Origin of the sequence: Haemophilus sp. SZY H35, from assembly GCF_018829705.1 — a bacterium.
GTDB lineage: Bacteria > Pseudomonadota > Gammaproteobacteria > Enterobacterales > Pasteurellaceae > Haemophilus > Haemophilus haemolyticus_K.
Genome location: NZ_JAHKJZ010000005.1, coordinates 16,615 through 41,532, shown reverse-complemented (window position 1 = coordinate 41,532; position 24,918 = coordinate 16,615). Strand labels below are relative to the sequence as shown.

The window sequence follows — 24,918 nt, the reverse complement described above, 5'->3', positions numbered from 1 at the left end:
GAGAAAAAATGGCGAAACTCTACTTCTATTACTCCACAATGAACGCTGGAAAATCAACGACGTTGCTACAATCTTCCTATAACTATCGTGAGCGCGATATGAACACAGTAGTTTATACGGCTGCGATTGATGACCGTTTTGGTGTGGGGAAAGTCACATCGCGTATTGGCATTTCGCAAGATGCTTTTTTATTTCGCTCGGAAACCAATTTGTTTGATGAAATCAATGAGCACTTAAAAAAAGAAAAAGTGCATTGTGTGCTGGTGGATGAAGCTCAATTTCTTAGCAAGCAACAAGTTTACCAGTTGAGCGATGTCGTCGATAAACTCAAAATCCCTGTGCTTTGTTATGGCTTGCGTACAGATTTCCAAGCGGAACTTTTTGAAGGAAGTAAATATTTACTGGCTTGGGCAGATCAACTCGAAGAATTAAAAACAATTTGTTATTGTGGCCGTAAGGCTAATTTTGTTTTGCGCTTAAATGATCAAGGCGAGGTTATTAAAGAAGGCGCGCAAATTCAAATTGGCGGCAATGACTCTTACCTTTCTGTTTGCCGTTTACATTATAAAGAAAAGTGCGGTCAACTTTAAATTAGTTTTCAAACACAACACTATAAGGATAATTTTATGTTACAGAATAAAACATTTGGGAGTGCACTAATTATTGCAGGCACAACCATTGGAGCAGGTATGCTTGCTATGCCGCTTACATCAGCGGGCATGGGCTTTGGTTATACCGTGTTATTGCTCGTTGGCTTGTGGGCTTTGTTGGTTTACAGTGGATTGTTGTTTGTAGAAGTGTATCAAACAGCGGATCAGTTGGATGATGGTGTTGCCACGCTAGCTGAAAAATATTTTGGCGTTCCGGGACGAATTTTAGCAACGTTGAGTTTGTTAATTTTACTTTATGCGCTTTCAGCCGCTTATATTACGGGTGGTGGATCTTTACTTTCAGGTTTGCCAACTGCTTTTGGAATGGAGGCGATGTCGCTTAAAACCGCGATTATTATCTTTACTGTGGTATTAGGTTCTTTTGTCGTTATAGGAACGAAAGGCGTGGATGGTTTAACTCGCGTGTTATTTATTGGTAAGTTAGTCGCCTTTGCTTTTGTGCTATTTATGATGCTTCCCAAAGTATCAACAGATAATTTAATGGCATTGCCTTTGGATTATGCTTTTGTGGTTTCTGCTGCACCGATATTTTTCACCTCTTTCGGTTTCCACGTCATTATGGCGAGTGTAAATAGCTACTTAGGTGGAAGTGTAGAAAAATTTCGTCGTGCTATTTTGATTGGTACCGCGATTCCATTAGCCGCTTATCTTGTATGGCAGTTAGCAACTCATGGTGTATTAAGTCAAAGTGAATTTGTGCGTATTTTACAAGCTGACCCAACGCTAAATGGTTTAGTGAATGCAACACGTGAAATCACAGGTTCTCATTTTATGGGGGAAGTAGTGCGCGTGTTCTCATCACTGGCTTTAATTACTTCATTCTTAGGCGTAATGCTTGGTGTGTTTGAAGGCTTAGGTGATTTATTCAAACGCTATCATTTGCCAAATAATCGCGTTGTATTAACCATTGCCGCATTTTTACCGCCACTTGTATTTGCATTGTTTTATCCTGAAGGATTTATTACTGCATTAAGTTACGCTGGTTTGTTGTGTGCGTTCTATTGCTTAATTTTACCAATTGGCTTGGCATCGCGTACACGTATTGAAAATCCAACATTGCCATATCGTGTTGCTGGCGGTAATTTTGCTTTGGTGTTTGCGTTATTGATTGGCGTGGTGATTATGGTCATTCCATTTTTAATTCAATGGGGATATTTACCGGCCGTAGCGGGGTAATGTGAAGAAAAGTAACTCAATGTGGTTCTTTTTATAGATAAAAGTGCGGTGAAAAATTTCAGTTTTTTGATAATAAAAATAAGCTCAAAATTAACCGCACTATTTTAGAAGATAATAAGTCATATTTCAGTTGCTTTAAAAATTACAATTTATCTGAATGATGAATCATCACAAAGCGTTCCCAAAGCTGTTCTTCGGTTTCTTGATGTTCAGGATCGGGCTTAATACAGTTAGTGATTGGGCAAACTTTTTGACAGGTTGGGGTATCGTAATGGCCGACACATTCTGTGCAAAGTACAGGATCGATCACATAAATCTCATCGCCAATGGAAATGGCTTCGTTCGGGCATTCTGGTAAGCACATATCGCAGTTGGTACATTTGCTAGTGATGAGTAATGCCATTGTGATCCTTAATAGAAAGTTGAAAGCCGCGAATTATAGCCGACAAAAACTTGATTGACAAAAACTAAACAAAATTTATGAAAAAATTCACTTCCACCCTTTCTCTTATTGTCCTCGTTGTATTAGCAATTTGGCAATATTTTACCGATTCAACCAAAACTAAAAATCAATTACCTTCTCCTACAATCGAACAGGCTAAGCAAACAAAAGCATCTGAGCCTAAATTTGAGACAAATCGGACGGATATTGAGAAAAGTGCGGTGAAAAATCCGAATGTTTTTGCCAATTATGATGTGATTATGCGTGATGATCCTATCGGGCAAAATGCAAAGGCGCCTGTCGATTATTATATGTTGGCATTATCTTGGTCACCTGGATTTTGTGATATTCAGCGTGAAAAATATGGTAATCAGCTGCCTTCCTCTTCTCAATATCAATGCGGAAATAACCGCGCTTTAGGTTGGGTCGTTCATGGGCTGTGGCCTCAAAATGCGAATGCACTTTCAGTGACGGATCATCCACGTTTTTGCAAGGGCGATTTACCCGCATTGCCAAAAGATTTATTAGCACAATATTTGGCTATTTCACCCGGTGAACAATTATTACAAGGAGAATGGGAAAAACACGGCAGCTGCGCGTTTGATTCTGCCCAGCAATATTTTGCTAAGGAGCAGGAATTATTTAGCTCATTAAAATTACCGAATCAAAATTTAAGCCGTAATGAACTTTTTCGTTGGATGAAACAACATAATCCACAATTAAAAAATGCTTATTTAGGTGCAAGCCGAAACGAATTATTCATTTGTTATGATAAAAAATGGCAGGTAATGAATTGCCAAAGCAAATAAGAATTTCTTTGATCTAAATCGTTACAACCTAGCGCGAAGTAGGTATAATACGAAAAGTTTTCAATTTTAATTTTAACTTAACAAGAGGATAGATTATGTCAGTAATCAAAATGACCGATTTAGATTTAGCCGGTAAACGTGTATTTATCCGTGCGGATCTTAATGTGCCAGTAAAAGATGGCAAAGTGACCTCAGATGCGCGTATTCGTGCGACCATTCCTACTTTAAAATTAGCCTTAGAAAAAGGCGCAAAAGTGATGGTAACTTCTCACTTAGGTCGTCCAACTGAAGGTGAATTCAAACCAGAAGATTCTTTACAACCAGTTGTTGATTACTTAAAAGATGCAGGTTTTAATGTTCGTTTAGAACAAGACTATTTAAACGGCGTAGATGTTAAAGAAGGCGAAATTGTTGTTTTAGAAAACGTACGCGTGAACAAAGGTGAAAAGAAAAACGATCCAGAATTAGGTAAAAAATATGCCGCACTTTGCGATGTATTTGTAATGGATGCTTTTGGTACCGCTCACCGTGCGCAAGCTTCAACTTATGGTGTTGCAGAATTTGCACCAATCGCTTGTGCAGGTCCATTATTAGCTGCTGAGTTAGATGCATTAGGTAAAGCATTAAAAGAGCCTGCTCGTCCAATGGTGGCTATTGTTGGTGGTTCTAAAGTTTCCACTAAATTAGAAGTATTAAATTCTCTTTCAAAAATCGCTGACCAAATTATTGTGGGCGGTGGTATTGCAAATACTTTCATTGCGGCAGCAGGCCATAATGTAGGTAAATCTTTATATGAAGCTGATTTAATTCCAGTTGCGAAAGAATTAGCAGCAAGCACAGATATTCCTGTGCCAGTTGATGTGCGTGTAGGTTTAGAATTCTCTGAAACGGCAGCAGCAACAGAAAAATCAGTGACTGAAGTGAAGGATGAGGAATCTATCTTCGATATCGGTGATAAATCTGCAGAACAATTGGCTGAAATCATCAAAAATGCAAAAACCGTTTTATGGAATGGCCCAGTTGGTGTGTTTGAGTTCCCTAACTTCCGTAAAGGGACTGAAATCATTTCTCACGCAATTGCAAATAGCGATGCATTCTCTATCGCAGGTGGCGGTGATACTTTAGCGGCTATCGATTTATTCGGTATTGCAGACAAGATCTCTTACATTTCAACGGGTGGCGGCGCGTTCTTAGAATTCGTAGAAGGCAAAGTATTACCAGCAGTAGAAATTCTTGAAAAACGTGCGAAAAACTAACCGCACTTTTCCTATGTGACATATCGATGGCGATCATTAAAAATGTCGCCATCAATAAAAAGTCAAAAAAATTCTCCAATTGTGGGTTTGTCCCGCTAAACATAAAAAGGAAACACAAGTATGGCTAAATTATTAGATATCGTGAAACCTGGTGTCGTAACAGGTGAAGATGTGCAAAAAATCTTTGCTTATGCAAAAGAGCATAACTTTGCTATCCCAGCAGTAAACTGCGTGGGTTCTGACTCAGTTAATGCCGTGTTAGAAACTGCTGCACGCGTAAAAGCGCCAGTTATTATTCAATTTTCTAACGGTGGTGCGGCGTTTTATGCGGGTAAAGGTATTAAACCTGCAAGCGGTGCTCGTCCTGATGTACTTGGTGCGATTGCTGGAGCGAAACACGTTCATACTTTAGCTAAAGAATACGGTGTTCCTGTTATTCTTCACACTGACCACGCAGCGAAAAAATTACTTCCATGGATTGATGGTTTACTTGACGCAGGTGAAAAACACTTCGCAGAAACTGGCCGTCCATTATTCTCTTCTCACATGCTTGACCTTTCTGAAGAGCCAATGGAAGAAAATATGGCAATCTGCCGTGAATACCTTGCTCGTATGGATAAAATGGGGATGACCCTTGAAATCGAAATCGGTATTACTGGTGGTGAAGAAGATGGCGTAGATAATTCTGGTGTTGATGAGTCTCGTTTATACACTCAACCATCTGACGTGCTTTATGTTTACGACCAATTAAATCCAGTAAGCCCTAACTTTACCGTTGCTGCTGCATTCGGTAACGTACACGGTGTTTACAAACCAGGTAACGTAAAATTAAAACCATCTATTTTAGGTGCATCACAAGAGTTCGTTGCGAAAGAACGTAATCTTCCTGCAAAACCAATTAATTTCGTATTCCACGGCGGTTCTGGTTCTAGCCGCGAAGAAATCCGCGAAGCAATTAGCTATGGTGCAATCAAAATGAACATTGATACCGATACTCAATGGGCATCTTGGAATGGTATTTTGAATTTCTATAAAGCAAATGAAGCTTATCTTCAAGGTCAATTAGGTAACCCAGAAGGTCCAGATGCACCAAACAAAAAATACTACGATCCACGTGTTTGGTTACGTAAAATGGAAGAATCTATGTCTAAACGCTTAGAACAATCTTTCGAAGACTTAAATTGTGTTGATGTTTTATAATCCACAAAAATAACATAAAATACGACCGCACTTTCAAGTGCGGTTTTTTTATTTTAGCGGAGAAATTATGGAAAAGATCTTAGTTATTCGTAACGATAAATTAGGCGATTTTATGCAAGCATGGCCCGCTTTTGCTATGCTGAAGTTATCGAATCCTTCTTTAAAATTAACCGCTCTTGTTCCGAGTTACACTGCGCCTTTAGCGGAAGTTTGTCCGTTTATTGATCATGTCATTATTGATAGCAAAAAAAATGATAAAACGGATTTCAAACGTCTTGTGCAGGAAATCAAAGCGCAGCAGTTTGATGGAATGATTAGTTTTTTTTCCAATACCCATAATGGAAAACTCGCTTGGAAAAGTGGGATTAAATATCGTCTCGCGCCAGCAACGAAATGGGTTCAAATTCTCTATAATCACCGCCTAATACAACGTCGTTCTCGTTCTGAAAAATCGGAAGCTGAATACAATCAAGATTTAGTCCGCGCTTTTTTGCACAAGCATAATATGCCAGTTGTTGAACCTAAACCGCCTTATTTAACCTTTGAGAAAAGTGCGGTGGAAAATCAACGTGTTTTCTTGCAAGAGAGTTTAGGACTTTCCGCAAATAAAAAATGGATCTTTGTACATAGCGGTTCTGGTGGTTCAGCTACGAATCTTTCTTTAGCGCAATATGCGGATTTAATTAAAGGCTTATTGGCTGAGTTTGATTGTAATGTTGTGCTGACTGCAGGACCTGGCGAAAGTGAAAAGGCCCATGAGTTAGCTAATCTAGTTAATGATTCACGCGTAGTTATTTACGATAAGAATAAAGGTTTAGTGGATTTTGCGCATTCTTTGGCTTGTGCGGATTTATTTATTGCGGGATCTACTGGTCCATTGCATTTGAGTAGTGCGTTTAATATTCCAACTATCGGATTTTATCCAAATAGTCGTTCTTCTCAGCCGAGACGCTGGAAACCGATTAATGATGTCGATAAGCATCTTGCATTTTGTCCACCCGCGGGAAAAGAGACTCAAATGAATCTAGGTTTAATTTCAATAAATAATGCTTTAGTAACCATTTTCCCCTTTGTGAGAAAAATGTGGGCATTGAGCAATGATGTTTAAGCAAATCTGAACTATCCATCCTATACTGGCGGCAAAAATAATTGTCCCTAAACCGACGGTGCCACCAAGGATAAACCCTAGAATACAAACAAAGATTTCAATGCTTGTTCTGACGATGCTCACTTTTAAATAAAATCTTTGACAGAAACCAACCATTAATCCATCCCTTGGACCCGCGCCTAAATGGCAGGTAAGATATAGGGCTGTGCCTAAGCCATAAAGTAATAAGCCTACCGTACCATATAATAGTTGTTCTGCTAATGAGCTTGGTGTGGCCAGTATTTTTGTTGTGAGACCAAGGAAAAAAGCAATAATAACGATATTAAGTAGAGTGCCCAATCCTAATCGAAGTTTTAGTGGAAACCAAGCTATCATTACGATACAACTGATAAAAAATGATGCCCAACCGATGCTCATATTAGTTTGTATTGCAATGCCTTGTGAAAGCACCGTCCAAGGTGTTGAACCTAAATTCGAAAGCACGATTAATCCATCGCCGATACCAAGGATTGATAAGGCAAAGATCAAAACTGACAATGTTTTGATGTCCAACGACCAAAGAGATGTCGCCGCCCAAGATGTATGGGGAATAACACGTACTTTTTTCTTCATAAAATATCCTTTTAATTCTTGCCATAATAAAAGGAAATGTAGAAAAAATGAAACAATTTAATGTTCTATTTTAGAACTGTATCTTATAGAAATACATGACTATTTGTATCAATATTAATTTCTAAAACTGTGATCTTACTCACATTTTGAAAATTGTTTAATATCTCTCCATTTCGTACAATATGCCCAATTCTTAATGGGAGAAAATTATGTTAGCAACACTTCAAGATATTCTCGATACGGTTAAAGCCAATAATCTGACTTATCATCAAAAATTAATGACATTAGGCAATATTGCTGAGCGTTTATTTGATCCTCGCGATTTGCTTGGCTATACCGATGAAGAATGGGGCTTTTTACAGAATCAGATGATTTGTGATTTATGTGAAGGTTACGCTATTTATCGTCCTCGCTATATCCTGCCTGATTACAATGTGTATATCCAAAAAGGCTGCGAATTTTTAGAGTTGCCGCCACCAAAAGATCTGGATGAAGCACTTGATGGATTATTGATTCTTTATTCCCACGTGCCATCCATTACAACTTATCCTGTTTATGTTGGTCGTCTTGATGTATTGCTCGAACCTTTCATTACTGATGAAGAAAAAGACTATATAAAAATTAAACGTTTCTTAAATCATATCGACAAAACTGTGCCTGATTCATTTTGTCATGCCAATATTGGGCCTTATGATACGAAAGCGGGTCGCTTGATTTTACGTGCAGTGATTGAGCTTGAAGCGCCAACACCGAATATGACCATTCGTTATGATAAATCCAAAACGAGCCGTGAGTTTGCTGAACTTGCAGCAAAAGCCTGTTTATTAGTTTCCAAACCATCTTTTGCGAACGATGCCTACTATATTTCTGATCTAGGTGAAGAATATGGAGTAGCAAGTTGCTATAACGCACTGCCTGAATGTGGCGGTGCCTACACATTAACACGTTTACGTCTAGGGACGATTGCTCGCGCGTGTAAAAGTGCGGATGAAATGCTGAATGAATTATTACCACGTGTGGCGAAATGTGCTCTTTCAACCATGGATAAACGCCATAAGTTTGTAGTGGAAGAAAGTAATTTCTTTAACAGTTCATTCCTCGAAAAAGAAGGCTTTATCAAACGCACTAATTTTACGGGGATGTTCGCAATTGTGGGCTTGGCAGATGCAGCAAACCACTTATTGCAATGTGAAGGCTTAAATGAAACCTTTGGTAAGAGTGCTCGCGGTGATGAAATTGCGACAGCAATTATGGATAAACTTAAAGAAATCACTGATGCTCATGAAGGGGTTTATGCTGAACGCACTGGCAATCGTTATTTATTACATGCGCAAGTTGGCGCAAGTAACCACGAAGAAGACAAACGTAACGCACCGGCTCACCGTATTCGTGTAGGCGAAGAACCAACGTTACTTGCACATTTAAAACAGTCTGCCCCGTTCCATAAGTATTTCCCATCTGGTACAGGGGATTTATTCGCATTTGATCAAACCTATGTAGATCACTGCGATGCGGTGGTGGATATTATTGACGGTGCATTCTCTTTAGGCTATCGCTACATTACCACCTATTTGAAAAATACGGATTTAATTCGCGTTACAGGTTATTTAGTGAAGAAAAGCGAAGTTGAAAAATACCGTAAAGGCGAAGTCGCATTACGCGATACAACCTGGTATGGCTCAGGTACGGATGAATGTGCCAACGTGTTTGATCGCCAATTACGCGATGAAAAAGATGTTACCGCTGAAAAATAATTGGAAAAATGACCGCACTTTCTGAGATTCTTGTGCCGTTGCATCGGATTATTCCTTTTTCAAATGTAGAGGGACAAGGCAATCGTTCGAGTATTTTTCTGCAAGGTTGCAAGTTAAATTGCTTGTATTGCCATAATCCAGAAACTATTCCTCGTTATACGGAAAATGCGAAATTGGTTAGTTTGCAGTATTTGTATGAACAGGTTATGGAGGCGGTTCCATTTATTCGAGGTGTCACAATTTCAGGCGGTGAACCGACTATCCATCATAAAAAACTCGTCCCGCTATTTGAGGCTTTACGTTCGCAAGGATTAACCTGTTATTTGGATAGTAGTGGCTTTTTTGAGTTTGATCGTATTCGTTCGTTAATTGATGTCACTGATAAATTTTTATTTGATCTGAAAGGAGAGGGCGCTGGTTTACAAACGCTTTGTTTTGACCGACAAAATCAAACAGGAATTGTGCCACAGCAAGTGATACCACAACGTTTACACATAAAAAACGATAAACTGGAGCGAAATTTACAAAATTTGGCTGCCTTGTTACCGTTAAATAAAGTGGAAGAAGTGCGGTTAGTTTTTTTAAAGCATTTTTTTGATGCTGAACATTTAGTGGGAAAAGTTGCGCTACTTTTACGAAATTATCCTGATGTGGCATTAAAAATTATCCGTGTGCATAGTAAAGGTGCGCGCGATGAAACTGGGTTATCAACGCACATTCCAAGTGCGGAAGAAACTAATGCATTGGCTGCTTATGCGCGTCAATGTGGAATTAACAAGGTTTTGACTATTTTGTAGTCGCTTACAAGAAAGTGCGGTGAAAATTCGCCGACTTTTTGTGAGAAAACAAGTAGAATAAGCCGATTTTTTTATTAACTTAACCAATCTAGGGGAATCAAATGAGTGTGTTAAGCAGCATTTTGGGAATGGTCGTATTAATCGCTATTGCCGTGTTACTTTCCAATAATCGTAAAGCGATTAGTATCAGAACCGTGCTCGGGGCGTTAGCAATCCAAGTTGGATTTGCCGCCCTTATTTTATATGTGCCAGCAGGTAAACAAGCACTTGGTGCAACTGCTGATGCCGTATCAAATGTTATTGCTTACGGTAACGAAGGTATTAACTTTGTATTTGGTGGTTTAGCTGATCCAAGCAAACCTTCAGGTTTCATTTTTGCAGTGAAAGTATTACCAATTATTGTGTTCTTCTCTGGCTTAATCTCAGTGCTTTATTATCTTGGCATTATGCAAGTGGTAATTAAAGTATTAGGTGGTGCATTACAAAAAGCATTGGGTACGTCAAAAGCAGAATCCATGTCAGCTGCTGCGAACATCTTCGTAGGTCAAACTGAAGCACCATTGGTGGTTCGCCCTTACATTAAAAATATGACCCAATCTGAATTATTTGCCATCATGGTGGGTGGTACGGCGTCTATCGCGGGTTCAGTAATGGCGGGGTATGCTGGAATGGGCGTGCCATTGACATACTTAATCGCTGCGTCATTTATGGCGGCTCCAGCAGGTTTGTTATTTGCGAAATTAATGTTCCCACAAACAGAACAATTCTCTGATAAACAACCAGAAGACAATGATTCAGAAAAACCAACTAACGTACTTGAAGCAATGGCGGGCGGTGCGAGTGCAGGTATGCAACTTGCGTTAAACGTAGGTGCAATGTTAATCGCATTCGTTGGTTTAATTGCATTAATTAACGGTATTTTAAGTGGCGTTGGTGGCTGGTTTGGCTATGGCGACGTAACTTTACAATCTATCTTTGGTTTAGTTTTCAAACCATTAGCATATTTAATCGGTGTAACTGACGGCACTGAGGCCGGTATCGCAGGACAAATGATCGGGATGAAATTAGCCGTTAACGAATTCGTAGGTTATCTTGAATTTGCAAAATACTTACAACCAGATTCTGCGATTGTATTAACTGAAAAAACTAAAGCAATTATTACTTTCGCACTTTGTGGTTTTGCTAACTTCAGCTCAATTGCAATCTTAATCGGTGGTTTAGGTGGAATGGCGCCAAACCGTCGTAGTGATGTGGCACGTTTAGGCTTGAAAGCGGTAATCGCAGGTACTTTAGCAAACTTAATGAGTGCAACGATTGCTGGCTTGTTCATCGGACTTGGTGCTGCAGCGCTTTAATTCTCGGATAAGTGCGGTGAAAAATGACCGCACTTTTTATTTTTACATTTGAAAAAAGGAAGGAAAATTATGACTCCACATATTAACGCGCCTGAAGGTGCATTTGCTGATGTTGTTTTAATGCCAGGCGATCCACTTCGTGCAAAATACATTGCAGAAACGTTTTTGCAAGATGCAGTAGAAGTAACAAATGTTCGTAATATGCTTGGTTTTACTGGGACTTATAAAGGTCGTAAGATTTCTATTATGGGCCACGGTATGGGGATTCCATCTTGCTCTATTTACGCGAAAGAATTAATCACTGAATACGGTGTGAAAAAAATTATCCGTGTAGGTTCTTGTGGCGCTGTTCGTATGGACGTAAAAGTACGTGATGTGATTATCGGTTTAGGTGCATGTACTGATTCAAAAGTAAACCGTATTCGTTTCAAAGATAACGACTTTGCAGCTATTGCTGACTTCGATATGGCACAAGCCGCTGTTCAAGCTGCAAAAGCAAAAGGCAAGGCTGTTCGTGTCGGTAACTTATTCTCGGCAGATTTATTCTATACGCCTGATGTTGAAATGTTCGATGTAATGGAAAAATACGGCATCTTAGGCGTGGAAATGGAAGCTGCCGGAATTTATGGTGTGGCTGCAGAATATGGTGCGAAAGCCTTAACGATTTGTACTGTGTCTGACCATATTCGTACACATGAACAAACCACAGCAGAAGAACGTCAATTAACATTCAATGATATGATTGAAATTGCGTTGGATTCAGTATTAATTGGTGATGCACAATAATTTCTTATAGTGGATTTAAGAAGTGCTTGAAAAACAACCGCACTTTTTATATAATCCGCACCCATTATGAGCCGTTCGCGGCTCATATTTTTGTGTGGTGCAATGAATGTTGTACTGAAAATTATCGGGGAGCTATTTAATAGCGTTATTACCCAATTAGAGGAAAACTAAAATGGCAAAAAAAGTCCAAGCCTACGTTAAGTTGCAAGTTGCAGCTGGTATGGCAAACCCATCACCACCAGTTGGTCCTGCATTAGGTCAACAAGGTGTGAACATCATGGAATTCTGTAAAGCATTTAACGCTCGTACTGAGAGCTTAGAAAAAGGTTTACCAATTCCGGTTGTTATCACTGTATATGCAGACCGTTCATTTACTTTCGTAACTAAAACTCCACCAGCAGCAGTATTATTGAAAAAAGCTGCAGGTATCAAATCTGGTTCTGGTAAACCGAACAAAGATAAAGTGGGTAAAGTAACTTTAGATCAAGTTCGTCAAATCGCTGAAACTAAAGCAGCAGATATGACTGGCGCGACTATCGAAACCAAAATGAAATCAATTGCTGGTACTGCTCGCTCTATGGGCTTAGTGGTGGAGGAATAATACGATGGCTAAATTGACTAAAAAAATGAAAGCAATCAAAGCTGGCGTAGATTCTACTAAAGCATACGAAATCAACGAAGCGATCGCAGTATTAAAACAATTCGCAACAGCTAAATTCGTTGAAAGTGTTGACGTTGCAGTAAACTTAGGTATCGATCCTCGTAAATCTGACCAAAACGTTCGTGGTGCAACTGTATTACCACACGGTACTGGTCGTGAAGTACGCGTAGCTGTGTTCACTCAAGGTGCTAACGCAGATGCAGCTAAAGCAGCTGGTGCTGATTTAGTCGGTATGGAAGATTTAGCAGAGCAAATCAAAAAAGGCGAAATGAACTTTGATGTTGTTATCGCTTCTCCTGATGCAATGCGTGTTGTTGGTCAATTAGGTCAAGTATTAGGCCCACGTGGTTTAATGCCAAACCCTAAAGTTGGTACCGTAACACCAAACGTTGCTGAAGCAGTTAAAAATGCTAAATCTGGTCAGATCCGTTATCGTAATGATAAAAACGGTATCATCCACACCACTATCGGTAAAGCAAACTTCTCTGAAGTTCAATTAAAAGAAAACCTTCAAGCATTATTGGCTGCTTTAAACAAAGCAAAACCAACTACTGCTAAAGGTATCTTCATCAAGAAAGTAAGCATCTCTACTACTATGGGTGCAGGTGTTGCTGTTGATCAAGCTTCTTTATAATTTAAAGAATTGATAGATTTTAAACCGCACTTTTTGAAAGTGCGGTTTTTTATTTCATAAAATTTCTCCATAAGTTTTAAACTTGACGAGAAAGCTGCATTCATTTAAAATTTACCGCCTTAAAATTAGCAAAGATTTAGATTGATTTTTAATCAATTTTGACCTTTTATTGTTTAATTTAACCGTGTTTTTGATAGAAAGCACATCCATGCAATGGCAGATTCACCGTTATTTGTCGTTGTTTTGCTCAAGTTGTCGTCCTATGTAATTTGAGTTGTCACCCCACTACAGAAGTAAGGTTCAGAGTGCGGTCATTTTAACGGTCATTCACGTCACAGTTAGTTTGTGGCTAGGTCACTGAACAGTTAGCAGAGGAAAACCAATGGGTTACTCCTATTCTGAAAAAAAACGAATTCGTAAAGATTTCGGTAAACGTCCGCAAGTTTTAAATGTTCCTTATTTATTAACCATTCAGTTGGATTCTTTTGATAAATTTATTCAAAAAGATCCTGAAGGTCAGCAAGGTTTAGAAGCGGCATTCCGTTCTGTATTCCCTATTGTAAGCAATAATGGCTATACAGAATTACAATATGTAGATTATCGTTTAGAAGAACCTGAATTTGATGTACGTGAGTGCCAAATTCGTGGCTCAACTTATGCAGCGGGCTTACGTGTAAAATTACGTTTAGTGAGCTACGATAAAGAATCTTCTTCACGCGCAGTCAAAGATATTAAAGAAAATGAAGTTTATATGGGTGAAATCCCATTAATGACTGATAACGGTACCTTCGTAATTAATGGTACTGAGCGTGTTATCGTTTCACAATTACACCGTAGTCCAGGCGTATTCTTCGATTCTGACAAAGGTAAAACCCATTCTTCAGGTAAAGTGCTTTATAACGCACGCATCATTCCTTACCGTGGTTCTTGGTTAGATTTTGAATTCGATCCAAAAGATAACTTATTTGCACGTATTGACCGTCGTCGTAAATTACCGGCAACAATTATTCTTCGTGCATTAGGCTATACCACTGAAGAAATCTTAAACTTATTCTTCGATAAAATTACCTTTGAAATCGCTGGCGATAAATTGTTAATGACTTTAGTGCCAGAACGTTTACGTGGTGAAACAGCTTCTTTTGATATTGAAGCAAATGGCAAAGTTTATGTTGAACGTGGTCGTCGTATTACCGCACGCCATATTAAAGCATTAGAAAAAGATAAAATTTCACAAGTCGTTGTGCCTTCTGAATATATTTTAGGTAAAGTTGCGTCGAAAGATTATGTTGATTTAGAGTCTGGTGAAATTATTTGCCCTGCAAACGGCGAGATTTCTTTAGAGACTCTTGCAAAATTAGCGCAAGCAGGTTACACCACGATCGAAACTTTATTTACTAATGATTTAGATTATGGTCCATATATTTCTGAAACGCTACGTGTAGACCCAACTTATGACAAAACCAGTGCACTTTACGAGATTTATCGTATGATGCGTCCAGGTGAACCACCAACACCGGAATCTTCAGAGGCGTTATTCAACAATCTATTCTTCTCTGCAGAGCGTTATGATTTATCTGCCGTGGGTCGTATGAAATTCAACCGCTCTTTAGCGATCGCAGAAGGTGAAGGTTCAGGCATTTTAAGCAATGAAGATATTATTGCGGTAATGCGTAAATTGATCGATATCCGTAATGGTCGTGGCGAAGTGGATGATATTGACCACTTAGGTAACCGTCGTATCCGTAGCGTAGGTGAAATGGCAGAAAACCAATTCCGTATCGGTTTAGTGCGTGTAGAAAGAGCGGTGAAAGAACGCTTATCTTTAGGTGATTTAGATGCAATCACACCACAAGACTTAATTAATCCAAAACCAATCTCTGCAGCGGTGAAAGAATTCTTTGGTTCTTCACAACTTTCGCAATTTATGGACCAAAACAACCCATTATCAGAAGTGACACACAAACGTCGTATTTCTGCATTAGGTCCGGGCGGTTTAACGCGTGAACGTGCTGGCTTTGAGGTACGTGACGTACATAACACTCACTATGGTCGTTTATGTCCAATTGAAACCCCTGAAGGTCCAAACATCGGTTTGATTAACTCCCTTTCTGCGTTCGCCCGTACTAACGATTACGGTTTCTTAGAAACCCCATATCGTAAAGTAGTGGATGGTCAAGTTACCGAAGAAATTGAATATTTATCTGCTATCGATGAAGCAAACTACATCATTGCGCAGGCAAACTCAAACCTTGACGAAAACAATCGCTTTACAGATGCGTTTGTAACGGCGCGTGGTGAACGTGGTGAATCTGGTTTATATAAACCTGAAGATATTCACTATATGGACGTTTCGACACAACAAGTGGTATCTGTTGCGGCTGCATTAATTCCATTCCTTGAGCACGACGATGCGAACCGTGCTTTGATGGGTGCGAACATGCAACGTCAAGCAGTTCCAACATTACGTGCTGACAAACCATTAGTTGGTACAGGTATGGAAAAACCAATCGCACTTGACTCAGGTGTTGCGGTTGTTGCAAAACGCGGTGGTACAGTTCAGTACGTCGATGCTTCTCGTATCGTGATTAAAGTAAATGAAGATGAAACCATTGCAGGTGAAGCAGGTATTGATATTTATAACTTAATCAAATATACCCGTTCTAACCAAAATACTTGTATTAACCAAATTCCTTGTGTGAATTTAGGCGATCCAATCAATCGTGGTGAAGTATTAGCAGACGGTCCTTCGACTGATTTAGGTGAGCTTGCATTAGGTCAAAATATTCGCGTGGCGTTCATGCCTTGGAACGGTTATAACTTCGAAGACTCAATGTTAGTTTCTGAACGTGTTGTTCAACAAGACCGTTTCACTACTATCCATATTCAAGAATTATCTTGTGTTGCCCGTGATACCAAGTTAGGTGCAGAAGAAATTACGGCTGATATTCCAAACGTAGGTGAGTCAGCGTTAAGCAAACTTGATGAATCTGGTATTGTTTATGTTGGTGCAGAGGTTAAAGGTGGTGACATCTTAGTAGGTAAAGTAACGCCTAAAGGTGAAACTCAATTAACCCCGGAAGAAAAACTTTTACGCGCAATCTTTGGTGAAAAAGCATCTGACGTGAAAGATTCTTCATTGCGCGTACCAAATAGCGTAACGGGTACGGTAATTGATGTTCAAGTCTTCACCCGCGATGGCGTGGAAAAAGACAAACGCGCACTAGAAATTGAAGAAATGCAATTAAAACAAGCGAAAAAAGACCTTTCTGATGAATTGGAAATCTTGGAAGCCGGCTTATTCGCACGTGTTCGTAATCTTCTTATCTCTTGTGGTGTTGATGTTGCTCAATTAGATAAATTAGAGCGTACTAAATGGTTAGAACAAACCATTGCAGATGAAGAAAAACAAAATCAATTAGAACAGCTTGCAGAGCAATACGAAGAACTTCGTAAAGAGTTTGAACATAAACTTGAAGTGAAACGTAAGAAAATTATCAAAGGTGATGATCTTGCACCGGGCGTGTTAAAAGTGGTTAAAGTTTACCTCGCGGTGAAACGTCAAATCCAACCGGGTGATAAAATGGCGGGTCGTCATGGTAACAAAGGTGTTATCTCGAAAATTAACCCAGTTGAAGATATGCCATACGATGAGAATGGCCAACCAGTTGAGATCGTATTAAACCCATTGGGCGTACCATCTCGTATGAACATTGGTCAGATCCTTGAAACCCACTTAGGTTTAGCAGCGAAAGGTGTTGGTGATCAAATCAATGCAATGCTCAAACAAAAACAAGAAGTGGAAAAATTACGTGGTTATATCCAAAAAGCGTATGACTTAGGTAATGGCTCACAAAAAGTGGATTTAAGTACCTTCACAGATGAAGAAGTATTGCGTTTAGCTGAAAATCTACGTAAAGGTTTACCAGTTGCGACACCAGTATTTGATGGTGCAGCTGAAGCTGAAATCAAAGAGCTATTAAAACTTGGTGGATTACCAACTTCAGGTCAAATCACTTTATATGATGGCCGTACAGGTGAGAAATTCGAGCGTCCAGTAACCGTAGGTTATATGTACATGCTCAAATTGAACCACTTAGTTGATGACAAAATGCATGCTCGTTCAACGGGTTCTTATAGCCTTGTTACACAACAACCATTGGGTGGTAAAGCTCAATTCGGTGGTCAACGTTTCGGTGAGATGGAGGTATGGGCACTTGAAGCATACGGTGCAGCTTACACCTTACAAGAAATGTTAACGGTGAAATCGGATGATGTGAATGGTCGTACGAAGATGTATAAAAACATCGTAAGTGGTAACCAACACATGGACCCAGGCACACCGGAATCTTTCAATGTAATTATGAAAGAAATCCGCTCACTTGGTTTAAATATCGAGTTAGACGAAGAGTAATCAGTAGGGGAGTGAAGAATTTATGATTCACTCGCCTTACGAAAGAAAAATCGCCGAAGTGCGGTGGAAAAACATCGAAATTTTCAACCGCACTTTAAACCTTTAACTCCGACAGGAGAACATTTGTGAAAGACTTAGTTAAGTTTTTAAAAGCACAATCAAAAACCAGTGAAGATTTTGATGTGATTAAAATTGGGTTAGCTTCCCCAGATATGATCCGTTCTTGGTCATTTGGTGAAGTGAAGAAACCTGAAACCATTAACTACCGTACGTTCAAACCTGAACGTGATGGTCTTTTCTGTGCGCGTATCTTCGGGCCTGTAAAAGATTACGAATGTTTATGTGGTAAATATAAACGTTTAAAACACCGTGGTGTGATTTGTGAAAAATGTGGTGTTGAAGTTACCCAAACTAAAGTTCGTCGTGAACGTATGGGCCACATTGAACTTGCATCGCCAGTTGCACATATTTGGTTCTTAAAATCATTGCCGTCTCGTATTGGTTTACTTTTAGATATGCCATTGCGCGATATTGAACGTGTACTTTACTTTGAAATGTACATTGTGACCGAACCGGGTATGACTGATTTAGAGCGCGGTCAATTATTAACTGAAGAACAATACCTTGATGCTGAAGATCGTTGGCAAGATGAATTTGAGGCGAAAATGGGTGCTGAAGCGATTCAAGATCTCTTAAAAGGTATGGATCTTGAAGTTGAATGTGAAAAATTACGTGAAGAATTACAAGAAACTAACTCTGAAACTAAACGTAAAAAAATCACTAAACGCTTAAAATTATTAGAAGCATTTGTTCAATCTGGTAATAAACCAGAGTGGATGGTAATGACTGTATTACCAGTTCTTCCACCAGATTTACGTCCATTAGTGCCGCTTGATGGTGGTCGTTTTGCGACTTCAGATCTGAACGATTTATATCGTCGCGTGATCAACCGTAACAACCGTTTAAAACGTTTATTAGATTTAATTGCGCCAGATATTATTGTGCGCAACGAAAAACGTATGTTACAAGAATCTGTTGATGCATTATTAGATAATGGTCGTCGTGGTCGTGCAATTACGGGTTCTAACCGTCGTCCATTAAAATCATTAGCGGATATGATCAAAGGTAAACAAGGTCGTTTCCGTCAAAACTTATTAGGTAAACGTGTTGACTATTCAGGTCGTTCTGTAATCACTGTAGGTCCATACTTGCACTTACACCAATGTGGTTTACCTAAGAAAATGGCATTGGAATTATTCCGTCCGTTTATCTACGCTAAATTAGAAAGCCGTGGTTATGCAACGACAATCAAAGCGGCTAAGAAAATGGTTGAGCGTGAAGATGCGATCGTTTGGGATATTCTTGCAGAAGTTATTCGTGAACACCCAATTCTATTGAACCGTGCGCCAACACTTCACCGTTTGGGTATCCAAGCGTTTGAACCGATCTTAATCGAAGGTAAAGCGATTCAGTTGCACCCACTCGTTTGTGCGGCGTTCAACGCGGACTTCGATGGTGACCAAATGGCGGTACATGTTCCATTAACGCTTGAAGCTCAATTAGAAGCTCGTGCATTGATGATGTCAACCAACAACGTGCTTTCACCAGCAAACGGTGATCCTATTATCGTTCCATCACAAGACGTGGTATTAGGTCTTTACTATATGACCCGCGAAAAAGTGAACGGTAAAGGCGAAGGCATGTTATTGCAAGATCCTCGCGAAGCTGAAAAAGCATATCGTACAGGTGAAGCAGAATTACATTCTCGCGTGAAAGTACGTATTACTGAATATGTGAAGAATGAAGCTGGCGAATTTGATGCGAAAACCACGCTTACTGATACAACTATCGGTCGTGCGATTTTATGGATGATTGCACCACAAGGTATGCCTTATTCATTGTTCAACCAAACATTAGGTAAAAAAGCCATTTCTAAACTGATTAACGAAGCTTATCGTCGTTTAGGTTTAAAAGAAGCGGTAATGTTTGCTGACCAAATTATGTATACCGGTTTTGCTTATGCGGCACGTTCAGGTTCATCAGTTGGTATTGATGATATGGAAATTCCAGCGAAGAAATACGAAATTATTTCTGCTGCGGAAGAAGAAGTGGCAGAGATCCAAGAACAATTCCAATCAGGTCTTGTGACTGCAGGCGAACGCTATAATAAAGTAATTGATATTTGGGCAGCGGCAAATGAGCGCGTAGCGAAAGCGATGATGGAAAACTTATCTCAGGAAGAAGTCATCAATCGCGAAGGTAATCCTGAAAAACAAGCATCCTTTAACAGTATTTTTATGATGGCTGATTCTGGTGCTCGTGGTTCTGCAGCGCAGATTCGTCAGTTAGCTGGTATGCGTGGTTTGATGGCTCGTCCAGATGGTTCGATCATTGAAACCCCAATTACAGCAAACTTCCGTGAAGGTTTGAACGTATTACAGTACTTTATTTCAACCCACGGTGCGCGTAAAGGTTTGGCGGATACCGCATTAAAAACAGCGAACTCAGGTTATTTAACTCGTCGTTTAGTTGACGTAGCACAAGACTTAGTGATCGTAGAAGATGACTGTGGTACGCACGAAGGCTTAGTCATGACCCCATTAATCGAAGGTGGTGATGAAAAAGTTCCACTTCGTGAATTAGTGTTAGGTCGTGTAGCTGCAGAAGATATTTTAAAACCAGGTACAGAAGAAGTATTAATTCCTCGTAACACGTTATTAGATGAAAAACTCTGTGATGTGTTGGATGCAAACTCTGTAGACAGCGTAAAAGTACGTTCTGTTGTAACTTGTGATACTGATTTTGGTGTATGTGCGAAATGTTATGGTCGTGACTTAGCTCGTGGTCACCTCATCAACCAAGGTGAAGCAGTAGGTGTTATCGCTGCTCAATCTATCGGTGAGCCAGGTACACAGTTAACCATGCGTACGTTCCATATCGGTGGTGCGGCGTCTGCGGCAGCAAAAGAATCGAGTGTACAAGTTAAAAACACTGGTACATTACACTTAATGAATGCAAAATTCGTTACTAATGATGAAGGTAAATTAGTATTAACTTCTCGTAATACTGAATTAACTATTACCGATGCATTTGGTCGTACTAAAGAACACTATAAAGTGCCTTACGGTGCGGTGTTAAGCAAAGGTGACGGTCAAGATGTAACGGCTGGAGAAACTATCGCAAATTGGGATCCACATACAATGCCAGTTGTCTCTGAAGTATCTGGTTTTGTGAAATTCGTTGATATTATTGATGGCTTAACTGTAACGCGTCAAACCGATGAATTAACAGGTTTATCATCAATCGTGGTTCAAGATGTGGGTGAACGTGCTACTGCTGGTAAAGATTTACGTCCAACCATTAAATTGGTTGATGCAAATGGTAACGATATTTTCTTACCTGAAACTGATGTTCTTGCACAGTACTTCTTACCGGGTAAAGCAATCGTAAGTTTAGACGATGGCGCAGCAGTAAAAGTGGGTGAACCATTAGCACGTATTCCGCAAGAGTCTGTGGGTACTAAAGATATTACCGGTGGTCTACCGCGCGTTGCAGATTTATTTGAAGCACGTAAACCAAAAGAACCAGCTATCTTGGCTGAAATTTCTGGTATCGTGTCTTTCGGTAAAGAAACCAAAGGTAAACGCCGTTTATTAATTACTCCTGCGGAAGGCGAGACTTACGAAGAAATGATTCCAAAATGGCGTCAGCTCAACGTATTTGAAGGTGAAATGGTACAACGTGGAGACGTAATTTCTGATGGTGCTGAAACACCACATGATATTTTACGTTTACGTGGCGTGCGTGCAGTAACTGAATACATCGTGAACGAAGTACAAGATGTTTACCGCTTACAAGGGGTAAAAATCAACGATAAACATATCGAAGTTATCGTTCGTCAAATGTTACGTAAGGCAGTAATTACCAAAGCTTACGACTCAGAATTCCTAGAAGGGGAACAAGTCGAAGTTGCTCGCGTGAAAATCATCAACCGTCAACGTGAAGCAGAAGGTAAACCACCGGTTGAGTTTGAACGCGAATTATTGGGTATCACTAAAGCGTCTCTTGCGACTGAATCCTTCATCTCAGCAGCGTCGTTCCAAGAAACTACTCGTGTTCTTACCGAAGCAGCAGTGGCAGGTAAACGTGATGAATTACGTGGCTTGAAAGAGAACGTAATTGTAGGTCGTTTAATCCCAGCGGGTACAGGTTTTGCGTATCATCAAAGCCGAGTTAAAAATCGTCAAAAAGCGGCTGATTTAGCAACGTTAGCAGCGGAAGATGTAGCTTCTGCTTTCGCAAGTGATGCTGATATCGCTGATGAATTTGAAATGATCGCAGATGATGCTACACAAAATCTTGCTGCATTATTAAATTCAGAAATGGAAGATTAATTTTCCAAATGAGATGAAAAAAGCCCCGAAAGGGGCTTTTTTATTATAGCTACTCAAAGTTTGGTTATAAAAGTTATATGCTATTTGTATGACGGGAAATAGTTTAAGTGAATGATAAATAGAAAAATCCTCACTATATAATGAATAAATCTGATAAGCAAAATTCAATATATAGGAGGATTGTTATTGAATCACATCTTAAAGAAGAATGTGAGAAAGACCTAAACCGATTAATAAGCAGAAAAGCATGCTTAATAAACCAGGAATCATAAAGCTATGGTTTAAAATATATTTACCAATTTTGGTTGTGCCCGTAGTATCAAAGTCAATGGATGCAATGATTGGACCGTAATTAGGAATAAAGAAGTAACCATTTACTGCCACAAATACACCGATTAATACTGGCGCTGGGATACCTAATGCGATACCAAGTGGGAACAATGTTGCTACTGTTGCGCCTTGGCTGTTTACTAATACTGAAAGTACAAATAGTGCGAAAGCGAATGCCCATGGTGCAGTTTCAACTAAGCCTTTCACCATTTCTTTTACTTCTGTCATGTGCGCTTGCATTAACGTGTCGCCTAACCATGCAATACCGAAGATTGCGATTACTGCACGCATACCTGCGTGGAATACAGAACCTTTAGTGATTTCAGTGCCATCTGGTTTACAAGTTAAGATAATTAACGCACCAATCGCTAACATAATGATTTCGATAGTGTGTGCCATCCCCATTGGTTTACCATCAAATACTGGACGTAAAGATGGAACCGCACCCATGATTACAACAAGTAATGAACCAAATAAGAATAAAGAAACAGAAATTTTAGCTGTTTTGCCCACTTCTACTTCTTTGACTGAAGTGGTAGAAGCAAAAGTATCTGCATATTTTGGATCATTTAAACGACGTTGATATTCCGGATCATCTTTTAATTCTTTACCCATTTTGTTTACAAATAAACAAGCAATAAAAATACCTAAGATGGTTGAAGGAATAGTTACCATCAATACATCGCCAAGATGGATGCCTTGAGGTTCAAGGTAAGCCACGACCGCTACAACAGCTGCCGCAATAGGGCTTGCTACGATAGCAAATTGTGATGCGATTACCGCCATTGACATTGGACGTTCTGGACGGATACCGTTTTGACGGCTCACTTCAGCGATAACTGGTAATACAGAATATGCTACATGGCCAGTACCCGCTAAGAAAGTGAATAACCAAGTTACTGCTGGAGCGATAAACGTAATGTGTTTAGGATTACGACGTAAGATTTTGGTTGCGATTTTGATCATGTAGTCTAAACCGCCGGCTGCTTGCATTGCTGCCGCCGCTGCCACTACAGCCATAATCATAAACATAACATCAATAGGTAAACCTGCTGGTTTTAGACCAAAGCCAAAAGAAAGAATAGCAAGGCCTAAACCACCAAATACACCTAAACCGATACCACCTACACGTGCACCCACAAAGATACACAATAATACGATGGCAAATTGTAGTAAGAACATTGCAGACATACTGCCCCCTAAGTTAATTAAAAAAACATCTTTGTTTTATTTGTTAAAACAGCGACTAATATAGCAACAAATAGGTATCGATTCCATAACATGGATCAATAAATTGTAGTCAAAAGTACAGTTATTTCTAACCGCACTTTTGTTTCTTACAATTGCTCTTAGAAGTCTTCGAAATATTGTTGAATTACTTTTGGATCTTTAGTTTGAGTTAAAGCTAATTGCAAGAGTACGCGGGCTTTTTGTGGATTTAAAGTACCTGATGCTACAAAGCCATATTTACTATCATCAACTTCAGCGTCACGAGTTGTATAGCCAGTTGGTACACGAGAAGAACGGACTACAATGACCCCATCTTTTGCGGCTTTTTCTAAGCGCTCTAAGTGTGCAGCATTAACATTTCCATTGCCAACTCCAGCAGATACAATCCCTTGATAGCCAGCATTGAGTAATGAGTTTAATGGTTCAACTGGTGCATTTGAATAAGCATAAATAATCCCCACTTTTGGTAGGCTATTTAATTTTTCTACATTAAACGGAGTGTTGATGGTGTGTTTGCTTTCTGGGGAACGTTCATAGTCCACTTTGCTGTTATGAATATAGCCTAGAGAACCATAATTTGGTGAATGAAAAGTTTGCACTGCGGTAGTACTGGTTTTTGTGACATCACGAGCACCTAGTACTTCATTGTTCATTGCGACTAAAACGCCACGACCACTCGATTTTTTGTCTGCTGCAACGACAACTGCATTGTAAAGATTTAATGGGCCATCAGCACTTTTTTCTGTTGCTGGACGCATTGCTCCTACGAGAACAACCGGTTTTTCACATTTTACGGTTAAATCTAAGAAATAAGCTGTCTCTTCCATGGTATCTGTACCATGGGTAATGACAAATCCATCAGTACTTTTACATTGACTATTGATGGCTTTTGCAAGTTTTAGCCAGACTTCGTCATTCATGTCTTGTGAACCTATTTTTACAATTTGCTCACCTTTAATGTTGGCAATATTTTTCATTTCTGGTACTGCTTCAATTAAAGTATCAATACTTAATTGTCCAGCTTTATATGCAGAATTTACCGAACTTTGTCCGCTTCCTGCAATGGTACCACCCGTTGCTAAGATTGTAATATTTGGCAAGTTTGCTGCATTTGCTATTGAAATACCTAGACCAAATAAAGTACATAAGGCTAATTTAGTTAATTTCATAGATTTCTCCTAATGAATAAAAATTACTTTCTAATCATCTAACTAAATTGAGCTATTCTGAATAATGAAAATGTAAATTTATGATCCCGATCACATAATTTTTTGTTGATTGTATAACCTTTA

The 24,918-nt window shown here is 39.4% G+C and carries 18 protein-coding genes; 14 read left to right on the top strand and 4 right to left on the bottom strand.

Going from position 1 to position 24,918, the window contains the following annotated elements:
• The first annotated feature begins 8 nt into the window (after window positions 1-8).
• Both KP710_RS08445 and KP710_RS08440 read left to right on the top strand, forming a co-directional pair.
• The gene (locus KP710_RS08445; protein WP_046942645.1) at window positions 9-590 is read left to right on the top strand and encodes a thymidine kinase; all 582 of its coding nucleotides are present in this window, start codon (window positions 9-11) and stop codon (window positions 588-590) included.
• Between the two features lie 36 nt (window positions 591-626).
• Entirely contained in the window at window positions 627-1,847 is a 1,221-nt protein-coding gene (locus KP710_RS08440) for an aromatic amino acid transport family protein (protein ID WP_048952887.1), read from the top strand.
• 142 nt (window positions 1,848-1,989) lie between these two features.
• Here KP710_RS08440 and KP710_RS08435 read toward each other — a convergent pair whose 3' ends face one another.
• Window positions 1,990-2,250, bottom strand: a complete 261-nt coding sequence (locus KP710_RS08435; protein ID WP_005627640.1) for a YfhL family 4Fe-4S dicluster ferredoxin — start codon at window positions 2,248-2,250, stop codon at window positions 1,990-1,992.
• 77 nt (window positions 2,251-2,327) lie between these two features.
• Here KP710_RS08435 and KP710_RS08430 point away from each other — a divergent pair, with 77 nt between their 5' ends.
• From KP710_RS08430 to KP710_RS08415, 4 genes are all read left to right on the top strand, one after another.
• Window positions 2,328-3,098, top strand: a complete 771-nt coding sequence (locus KP710_RS08430; protein WP_140523299.1) for a ribonuclease T2 family protein — start codon at window positions 2,328-2,330, stop codon at window positions 3,096-3,098.
• 95 nt (window positions 3,099-3,193) lie between these two features.
• Complete coding sequence (gene pgk, locus KP710_RS08425; RefSeq protein ID WP_048952889.1) at window positions 3,194-4,354, top strand: phosphoglycerate kinase; 1,161 nt, start codon at window positions 3,194-3,196, stop codon at window positions 4,352-4,354.
• Window positions 4,355-4,474: 120 nt separating this feature from the next.
• Window positions 4,475-5,554 (top strand): class II fructose-bisphosphate aldolase, encoded by a 1,080-nt coding sequence (fbaA, locus tag KP710_RS08420; protein WP_005639380.1) that lies wholly within the window; start codon window positions 4,475-4,477, stop codon window positions 5,552-5,554.
• Window positions 5,555-5,621: 67 nt separating this feature from the next.
• Window positions 5,622-6,662 carry a glycosyltransferase family 9 protein gene (locus KP710_RS08415; RefSeq protein WP_048952890.1) on the top strand — a complete coding sequence of 347 codons (1,041 nt, stop codon included), beginning with the start codon at window positions 5,622-5,624 and terminating at the stop codon, window positions 6,660-6,662.
• Here KP710_RS08415 and yczE read toward each other — a convergent pair.
• A complete protein-coding gene (yczE, locus tag KP710_RS08410; protein ID WP_048952891.1) occupies window positions 6,606-7,274 on the bottom strand; it encodes a membrane protein YczE in 669 nt (222 codons plus the stop codon). The two genes, KP710_RS08415 and yczE, sit on opposite strands and share 57 nt — an antisense overlap.
• 209 nt (window positions 7,275-7,483) lie before the next feature.
• Here yczE and KP710_RS08405 point away from each other — a divergent pair, with 209 nt between their 5' ends.
• From KP710_RS08405 to rpoC, 8 genes are all read left to right on the top strand, one after another.
• Entirely contained in the window at window positions 7,484-9,028 is a 1,545-nt protein-coding gene (locus KP710_RS08405) for a YjjI family glycine radical enzyme (RefSeq protein WP_048952892.1), read from the top strand.
• A gap of 8 nt (window positions 9,029-9,036) precedes the next feature.
• Window positions 9,037-9,825: a 4Fe-4S cluster-binding domain-containing protein gene (locus tag KP710_RS08400; RefSeq protein WP_048952893.1), complete on the top strand. Its 789-nt coding sequence runs from the start codon at window positions 9,037-9,039 to the stop codon at window positions 9,823-9,825.
• 101 nt (window positions 9,826-9,926) lie between these two features.
• Complete coding sequence (locus tag KP710_RS08395; protein ID WP_005633049.1) at window positions 9,927-11,180, top strand: NupC/NupG family nucleoside CNT transporter; 1,254 nt, start codon at window positions 9,927-9,929, stop codon at window positions 11,178-11,180.
• A gap of 69 nt (window positions 11,181-11,249) precedes the next feature.
• Window positions 11,250-11,966: a purine-nucleoside phosphorylase gene (gene deoD / locus KP710_RS08390; protein WP_048952894.1), complete on the top strand. Its 717-nt coding sequence runs from the start codon at window positions 11,250-11,252 to the stop codon at window positions 11,964-11,966.
• A 172-nt stretch (window positions 11,967-12,138) separates the two neighbouring features.
• Window positions 12,139-12,567 carry a 50S ribosomal protein L11 gene (gene rplK / locus KP710_RS08385; protein WP_005630840.1) on the top strand — a complete coding sequence of 143 codons (429 nt, stop codon included), beginning with the start codon at window positions 12,139-12,141 and terminating at the stop codon, window positions 12,565-12,567.
• 4 nt (window positions 12,568-12,571) lie between these two features.
• On the top strand, window positions 12,572-13,261 hold the full coding sequence (gene rplA / locus KP710_RS08380) for a 50S ribosomal protein L1 (RefSeq protein ID WP_009500432.1): 690 nt from the start codon (window positions 12,572-12,574) through the stop codon (window positions 13,259-13,261).
• Window positions 13,262-13,643: 382 nt separating this feature from the next.
• On the top strand, window positions 13,644-17,672 hold the full coding sequence (gene rpoB / locus KP710_RS08375; RefSeq protein WP_140523296.1) for a DNA-directed RNA polymerase subunit beta: 4,029 nt from the start codon (window positions 13,644-13,646) through the stop codon (window positions 17,670-17,672).
• Between the two features lie 125 nt (window positions 17,673-17,797).
• The gene (gene rpoC, locus KP710_RS08370) at window positions 17,798-22,066 is read left to right on the top strand and encodes a DNA-directed RNA polymerase subunit beta' (RefSeq protein WP_048952896.1); all 4,269 of its coding nucleotides are present in this window, start codon (window positions 17,798-17,800) and stop codon (window positions 22,064-22,066) included.
• Between the two features lie 198 nt (window positions 22,067-22,264).
• Here rpoC and KP710_RS08365 read toward each other — a convergent pair whose 3' ends face one another.
• Together KP710_RS08365 and ansB are read right to left on the bottom strand one after the other, a co-directional pair.
• Window positions 22,265-23,587 carry an anaerobic C4-dicarboxylate transporter gene (locus KP710_RS08365; protein WP_048952897.1) on the bottom strand — a complete coding sequence of 441 codons (1,323 nt, stop codon included), beginning with the start codon at window positions 23,585-23,587 and terminating at the stop codon, window positions 22,265-22,267.
• A 158-nt stretch (window positions 23,588-23,745) separates the two neighbouring features.
• A complete protein-coding gene (gene ansB, locus KP710_RS08360; RefSeq protein ID WP_048952898.1) occupies window positions 23,746-24,795 on the bottom strand; it encodes an L-asparaginase 2 in 1,050 nt (349 codons plus the stop codon).
• Window positions 24,796-24,918: the final 123 nt, after the last annotated feature.

What these genes read in the sequence shown, in the direction of transcription:
- KP710_RS08400 (WP_048952893.1), top strand. Translation starts at nt 9,037, where the DNA reads ATGACCGCACTTTCTGAGATTCTTGTGCCGTTGCATCGGATTATTCCT.
- ansB (WP_048952898.1), bottom strand. Translation starts at nt 24,795, where the DNA reads ATGAAATTAACTAAATTAGCCTTATGTACTTTATTTGGTCTAGGTATT.
- fbaA (WP_005639380.1), top strand. Translation starts at nt 4,475, where the DNA reads ATGGCTAAATTATTAGATATCGTGAAACCTGGTGTCGTAACAGGTGAA.
- KP710_RS08365 (WP_048952897.1), bottom strand. Translation starts at nt 23,587, where the DNA reads ATGTCTGCAATGTTCTTACTACAATTTGCCATCGTATTATTGTGTATC.
- KP710_RS08405 (WP_048952892.1), top strand. Translation starts at nt 7,484, where the DNA reads ATGTTAGCAACACTTCAAGATATTCTCGATACGGTTAAAGCCAATAAT.
- deoD (WP_048952894.1), top strand. Translation starts at nt 11,250, where the DNA reads ATGACTCCACATATTAACGCGCCTGAAGGTGCATTTGCTGATGTTGTT.
- KP710_RS08415 (WP_048952890.1), top strand. Translation starts at nt 5,622, where the DNA reads ATGGAAAAGATCTTAGTTATTCGTAACGATAAATTAGGCGATTTTATG.
- rplA (WP_009500432.1), top strand. Translation starts at nt 12,572, where the DNA reads ATGGCTAAATTGACTAAAAAAATGAAAGCAATCAAAGCTGGCGTAGAT.
- KP710_RS08435 (WP_005627640.1), bottom strand. Translation starts at nt 2,250, where the DNA reads ATGGCATTACTCATCACTAGCAAATGTACCAACTGCGATATGTGCTTA.
- KP710_RS08440 (WP_048952887.1), top strand. Translation starts at nt 627, where the DNA reads ATGTTACAGAATAAAACATTTGGGAGTGCACTAATTATTGCAGGCACA.
- yczE (WP_048952891.1), bottom strand. Translation starts at nt 7,274, where the DNA reads ATGAAGAAAAAAGTACGTGTTATTCCCCATACATCTTGGGCGGCGACA.
- KP710_RS08395 (WP_005633049.1), top strand. Translation starts at nt 9,927, where the DNA reads ATGAGTGTGTTAAGCAGCATTTTGGGAATGGTCGTATTAATCGCTATT.
- rpoB (WP_140523296.1), top strand. Translation starts at nt 13,644, where the DNA reads ATGGGTTACTCCTATTCTGAAAAAAAACGAATTCGTAAAGATTTCGGT.
- KP710_RS08445 (WP_046942645.1), top strand. Translation starts at nt 9, where the DNA reads ATGGCGAAACTCTACTTCTATTACTCCACAATGAACGCTGGAAAATCA.
- KP710_RS08430 (WP_140523299.1), top strand. Translation starts at nt 2,328, where the DNA reads ATGAAAAAATTCACTTCCACCCTTTCTCTTATTGTCCTCGTTGTATTA.
- pgk (WP_048952889.1), top strand. Translation starts at nt 3,194, where the DNA reads ATGTCAGTAATCAAAATGACCGATTTAGATTTAGCCGGTAAACGTGTA.
- rplK (WP_005630840.1), top strand. Translation starts at nt 12,139, where the DNA reads ATGGCAAAAAAAGTCCAAGCCTACGTTAAGTTGCAAGTTGCAGCTGGT.